Source organism: uncultured Amaricoccus sp., assembly GCF_937858865.1.
Taxonomy (GTDB): domain Bacteria; phylum Pseudomonadota; class Alphaproteobacteria; order Rhodobacterales; family Rhodobacteraceae; genus Amaricoccus.
Genome location: NZ_CALLYO010000145.1, coordinates 1 through 4,945, shown reverse-complemented (window position 1 = coordinate 4,945; position 4,945 = coordinate 1). Strand labels below are relative to the sequence as shown.

4 protein-coding genes are annotated in these 4,945 nt (G+C 71.8%); all 4 read left to right on the top strand.

Annotation, left to right across the window (positions count from 1 at the left end):
- Positions 1 to 345, top strand: a 345-nt coding sequence (locus tag Q0112_RS04175; RefSeq protein WP_297971814.1) for an ATP-binding cassette domain-containing protein, incomplete at its 5' end; no start/stop codon positions are given.
- Positions 345 to 1,040, top strand: coding sequence for an ABC transporter ATP-binding protein (locus Q0112_RS04170; protein ID WP_297971811.1), 696 nt, complete (start codon positions 345 to 347; stop codon positions 1,038 to 1,040). The genes Q0112_RS04175 and Q0112_RS04170, both read left to right, overlap by 1 nt.
- Before the next feature lie 498 nt (positions 1,041 to 1,538).
- Positions 1,539 to 3,626 (top strand): hydantoinase/oxoprolinase family protein, encoded by a 2,088-nt coding sequence (locus Q0112_RS04165; protein ID WP_367278434.1) that lies wholly within the window; start codon positions 1,539 to 1,541, stop codon positions 3,624 to 3,626.
- A 99-nt stretch (positions 3,627 to 3,725) separates the two neighbouring features.
- Positions 3,726 to 4,745 (top strand): autoinducer binding domain-containing protein, encoded by a 1,020-nt coding sequence (locus Q0112_RS04160; RefSeq protein ID WP_297971808.1) that lies wholly within the window; start codon positions 3,726 to 3,728, stop codon positions 4,743 to 4,745.
- The last annotated feature ends 200 nt before the right edge of the window (positions 4,746 to 4,945 follow it).

Here is a 4,945-nt window from a genome sequence, read left to right as displayed (position 1 = left end):
TCCCGCGTCGGCCTCGAGGACATGGCCAGGCGCCCCGCCGGCGAGCTCGCCTACGGCCACCAGCGCCTGCTCGAGATCGCCATGGGCCTCGCCCTCGCCCCCCGCCTCCTCATCCTCGACGAGCCGACCCAGGGCCTCGCCGCCGGCGAGATCGAGGCCTTCACCGCGCTGGCCCGCGAGATCGCCCTCACCGCCACCCTCCTCCTCATCGAGCACAACATGGACGTGGTCATGGACCTCGCCCACCGCATCACCGTCCTCGACTTCGGCCGCATCATCGCGAGCGCCGACCCCGCCACCGTCCGCGCCAACCCCGCCGTCCGCGCCGCCTATCTCGGCCCCTGATGCTCACCGTCACCAACATCGACGCCGGCTACGCCCGCACCCCGGTCCTCCGCGGCGTCTCCCTCACCCTCGCCGCGGGCGAGGTCCTCTGCCTCATGGGCCGCAACGGCGCCGGCAAGTCCACGACGCTCAAGGCGATCATGGGCCTCGTCCCCCTCACCGCCGGCGCCATCACCCTCGACGCCACCCGCCTCGACACCCTCCCCGCCCACGACGTCCCCCGCCAGGGCATCGCCTGGGTCCCCCAGGGCCGCCGCCTCTTCGCCGAGCTCACGGTGGCGGAAAACCTCGAGATCGGCCTCCTCACCCGCAACCACGACCCCGCCACCCGCGAGCGCGCCCTCACCCTCTTCCCCCGCCTCCGCGAGCGCCTGTCGCAGACCTCCGGCACCCTCTCCGGCGGCGAGCAGCAGATGCTCGCCATCGCCCGCGCCCTCTGCACCGACCCGAAGGTCCTCCTCCTCGACGAGCCCACCGAGGGCCTGCAACCCTCCATGACCGCCCTCATCCGCGACACCATCGCCACCCTGCGCTCCCAGGGCGTCGCCACCCTCCTCGTCGAGCAGCGCGTCGACGCCGCCCTCGCCACCGCCGACCGCATCGCCTTCCTCGTCAACGGCACCGTAGCCGAAACCCTCCTCACCGCCGCCCTCCCCCCCGACGCCCCCCAGTTCCACGCCTACGTCGGAATCTGAGATGCAGCGGAATCGCGCACGATCCCTCCGCCGACCGAGAGGCCGCTCCCCGGCCCCGGCAACCGCCTTCCTCCTATCGGGCAGTGCCGGGGGGGTCGAGGGGGGCCGGCGAGGGCCCCCCTCGGGCCGCCCCTCCCGCCGCCCGGGCTTCCGGGAGCAAGGGCGCAGCGCGTCGGCTTCCGGGGCCGAGCCCGCGCATGCGGGCGAACGGCGCTCAAAGCGCCGCCCCCCGCCCCAGGAGCCCGCCGATGACCCGCGGCATCATCGCCGGCATCGACGCAGGCGGCACCTTCACCGACCTCGTCCCTTTCGACCCCGCCGCCGGGCCCGTCCGTCCGGCCAGGATCCCCACCACCCTCCTCCCCCCGACGCCCCCGCCTTCCATGCCCATGCCCCATGCCCCATGCCGGAGTGCGACGCGATGCCCCCGTTCCGTCAATACGTTGTATATACGCGAAAAAATCGTCTTCTTTTCAATGCCTTGAGAAGCGGGCACGCGTGCCCGCCCGTGCGCCCATGACCATCGTCGCCGGCATCGACGTTGGCGGCACCTTCACCGACCTCGTCCTCTTCGACCCCACCGCCGGCACCGTCCGCCTGGCGAAGACCCCGACCACCCCAGCCAACCAGGCCACCGGCGCCCTCGCCGCCCTCGACCAGGCCGGCGTCCCCCCGAGCCAGGTCGACCTCATCATCCACGGCACCACCACGACGACCAACGCCGTCCTCGAACGCCGCCTCGCCCGCACCGGCCTCATCACCACCCAGGGCTTCCGCGACGTCCTCGAGCTCGGCCGCCGCACCCGCCCGAACCCCTACGGCATGACCGGCCGCTTCACCCCCATCATCCCCCGCGACCTCCGCCTCGAGGTCCCCGAACGCACCGACGCCCAGGGCCGCATCCTCACCCCCCTCGACGAAGCCACCACCCGGCAGGCCATCGCCCACCTCCTCGCCCAGGGCTGCGAAGCCCTCGTCATCCACTTCCTCCACGCCTACGCCAACCCCACCCACGAACTCCGCGCCGCCGAGATCGCGCGCGAGCTCTGGCCCACCCCCTGGATCACCGCCGGCCACCAGCTCCTCTCCGAATCCCGCGAGTACGAGCGCGGCGTCACCGCCGCCGTCAACGCCTCGGTCCAGCCCGTCCTCGAGCGCTACCTCGCCCGCCTCCAGTCCGAGCTCACCCTTCGCGGCTACCCCCGCGACCTCCTCGTCGTCACCGGCAACGGCGGCATGGCCTCCGCCCGCACCGTCTCCCGCGAGGCCGCCAAGACCGTGATGTCCGGCCCCGCCTCCGGCGTCATGGCCGCCCTCGCCACGGCCCGCCGCGCCGGCATCCCGAACCTCATCACCTACGACATGGGCGGCACCTCCACCGACGTCGCCCTCATCAAGAGCGGCACCGCCCCGGTCTCCTCCGAGATCGAGCTCGAATACGCCATGCCCATCCACCTCCCCATGGTCGACGTCCGCACCGTCGGCGCCGGCGGCGGCTCCATCGCCCGCCTCACCCCCTCCGGCCTCCTCGAGGTCGGCCCCGCCTCCGCCGGCGCCGACCCCGGCCCCATCGCCGCCGGCCGTGGCGGCACCCTCCCCACAATCACCGACGCCAACCTCCTCCTCGGCCGCCTCGACCCCGCCCGCTTCCCCGCCCTCGAATCCGCCCGCCGCATCCTCACCGACACCATCGCCGCCCCGCTCTCCCTCACCCCCGAGGAAGCCGCCGCCGCCATCCTCCGCATCGCCGACACCCGCATGGCGAACGCCATCCGCATGGTCTCCCTCTCCCTCGGCGCCGACCCCCGCGACTACACCCTCTTCGCCTTCGGCGGCGCCGGCCCGCTCCACGCCGCCGCCCTCGCCCGCGAGCTCGGGCTCCCCCGCGTCCTCGTCCCTGCCCGCCCCGGCATCACCAACGCCCTCGGCTGCGCCACCGCCGACCTCCGCTTCGACTTCGTCCGCACCCTCGCCCGCCCCCTCCCCTCCCTCGACATCGCGGACGTCCACACCATCCTCGCCACCCACGAATCCCAGGGCCGCGCCCTCATCGCCGCCGAGCCCGTCCCCACCACATCGATCACCACCACCCACGCCGCCGACATGCAGTTCGTCGGCCAGACCCACCTCCTCCGCGTCCCCCTCCCGTCACCGACCCCCACCCTCGCCGACCTCCACACCCTCTTCGAACAGGCCTACCGCGCCCGCTTCCACGTCGAGCTCCCCGAGATCCGCCCCGCCCTGGTCAACCTCGCCACTTCCGTCACCGGCCACCGCCCACCCCTCGACCTCCGCCTCCTCCTCGACCCCACCCAACGCCGCCCCACCCTCGCGCAAGCCCAAACCACCACCCGCCCCGCCTGGTTCGGCGCCTGGCACGACACCCCCGTCTACCGCCGCGACCACCTCCCGCCCGACGCCACCCTCACCGGCCCCGCCATCCTCGAACAGATGGACAGCACCACCCTCCTCCCCCCGGGCGACCGCCTCGCCCAGGATGCCGACGGCAACCTGCTGATCGAAATCTCCCCGCCCGGCCCCGGCAGAAAGCCGGCCCCCTCCACCCCGCCGTTAACCAGTTCATAGGATTCAGGCCGCCGGCACCCCACGCCCGTTAGCCTTCCCTTAACCAGCAGCTGGGAACTTTCAGTCAGTTTTCCGTGAATACCGAGTAACGAGGGTGCAATGATTGGTTGGGTCGAGGCCTCGCTCCACGAGGCCATCAACTGCCTGACGCGGCTGGGAAAGAACCATCTCGCCTCCGACCTGAACCGGCTGCTCGACACGCTCGACTTCGACGAGCTCGAGGTCTTCCGCAACCCGCTGTCCGAGGCGATCGCCGACGAGCTGCTGCAGGTCGCGAGCTTCCCCGACCTCGTCGACCTGCTCCGGCAGTTCTCCGAGGCGATCGGCGTCTCGCACTGCACGCTGCACGTGGTGAGCGAGCTGCCCTCCACCGCCTTCACCACCCGCGCGCTCACCACCTACCCCGAGGAATGGGTGGCGCGCTACTTCAACCGCCGCTACCACACCATCGACCCGGTGCAGCGCGCCAGCGCCACGGCCGAGTTCGGCTTCTTCTGGGACACGCTGCAGGTGACCGACCCGGCCACCCGCGCCTTCTACCACGACGCCAAGACCCACGGCGTCGGTCCCTCCGGCTACACGCTGCCGATCATCACCGAGCGCGGCGACAAGATCGCCATCTCGGTCAGCTCGCCCGAGGACCGCGAGGCCTTCCGCGACCGCATCGGCCACATCGAGCAGGACCTGCTCGCCGTCGGCTTCTGCATCACCGAGGCCTTCTCGCGGCTGGCCTCCGAGGACCGCCCGACCGAGTTCGCCCTGACCGACGACCAGATGGCGATCCTGCGCGCCGTGGCCATGGGCGCCGGCGACCAGGAGCTCCGCGAGGCACCCTACCTCTACGGCTCCTACGTGACGCTCGAGCGCTCGATCTGCGCCATGTTCCGCACCCAGACGATCACCCAGGCGACGATCATCGCCGCCCGCGTCGGCCTCCTCACCAACGCGCCCCTGACCAAGGCCGACATCCTGATCGGCTCCGCCCACATCCCCGCCAACCGCGTGGTCCCCACCCCGAACGCCGCCTCGATGCGCCGCCTGATCAAGCTCCGCAACGTCGCCCCCGGCGAGGCCCACCCCACCTCCGCCCTCGACGGCACCCGCGTCTTCTCCTCATAGAGCGAAGCTTCCCAGTACGATTGGACAAATCCAGCGGCGTCGAGGCGAACGCGACCTCATGTTCCCTCGCGAGAGCATTGAAAACGGCCGTTAACCCGGCATTGGCCGCCGGCGTACGTCAATGCACGCATCGGGGGAATTGTATCGGCTAACTAGCTGAACAGACCTACTAATCTTATCTCCGCCGAGGCGGCCTCACC

Coding starts and splice junctions, on each gene's coding strand:
- Q0112_RS04170 (WP_297971811.1), top strand. CDS start 345: ATGCTCACCGTCACCAACATCGACGCCGGCTACGCCCGCACCCCGGTC.
- Q0112_RS04160 (WP_297971808.1), top strand. CDS start 3,726: ATGATTGGTTGGGTCGAGGCCTCGCTCCACGAGGCCATCAACTGCCTG.